The sequence below is a fragment of the Pseudomonas sp. Lb2C2 genome, from assembly GCF_052112205.1.
GTDB classification, from domain to species: Bacteria; Pseudomonadota; Gammaproteobacteria; order Pseudomonadales; family Pseudomonadaceae; genus Aquipseudomonas; species Aquipseudomonas kilonensis.
In genome coordinates this window covers 1-883 of sequence record NZ_JAUTYW010000021.1, presented here as the reverse complement: position 1 = coordinate 883, position 883 = coordinate 1, and the positions used below count along the sequence as shown (strand labels likewise).

General features: G+C 64.6%; 1 protein-coding gene. It reads left to right on the top strand.

Annotated features, from left to right (window positions below; all coding sequences use genetic code 11):
• A partial coding sequence (locus tag Q7F16_RS30070; RefSeq protein ID WP_413211837.1) for an Ig-like domain-containing protein occupies positions 1 to 883 on the top strand: 883 nt, incomplete at both ends.

The following is an 883-nucleotide window of genomic DNA, read 5'->3' as shown; positions in this document are numbered from 1 at the left end:
GGCAGCCTGGTGGTCAGCGGCAGTGCCGAGCCGAACAGCACGGTTACTGTGACTTACCCGGATGGCAGCACCGCGACGGTGGTGGCGGGCACTGACGGTTCCTACAGCGTCACTTCGCCTATTAACCAACCCACCGGCGATGTCACTGCGAACTCGTCGGACGCAGCAGGTAATGTCAGCCCTGACACCGTGGTGGCTTATGCCGATGCCACGGCGCCAACTGCGCCGAGCGTAACCGTGGTGGCCAATGCCGACGGCAGCCTGGTGGTCAGCGGCAGTGCCGAGCCGAACAGCACGGTTACTGTGACTTACCCGGATGGCAGCACCGCGACGGTGGTGGCGGGCACTGACGGTTCCTACAGCGTCACTTCGCCTATTAACCAACCCACCGGCGATGTCACCGCCAATGCCAGTGATGCCGCCGGCAACACCAGTGCAGATACTGTGGTGGCTTACGCCGATGCCACGGCGCCAACTGCGCCGAGCGTAACCGTGGTGGCCAATGCCGACGGCAGCCTGGTGGTCAGCGGCAGTGCCGAGCCGAACAGCACGGTTACTGTGACTTACCCGGATGGCAGCACCGCGACGGTGGTGGCTGCGGCCGATGGTTCCTACAGCGTCACTTCGCCGGTGAACCAACCGACCGGTGATGTCACTGCGAACTCGTCGGACGCAGCAGGTAATGTCAGCCCTGACACCGTGGTGGCTTATGCCGATGCCACGGCGCCAACTGCGCCGAGCGTAACCGTGGTGGCCAATGCCGACGGCAGCCTGGTGGTCAGCGGCAGTGCCGAGCCGAACAGCACGGTTACTGTGACTTACCCGGATGGCAGCACCGCGACGGTGGTGGCGGGCACTGACGGTTCCTACAGCGTCACTTCGC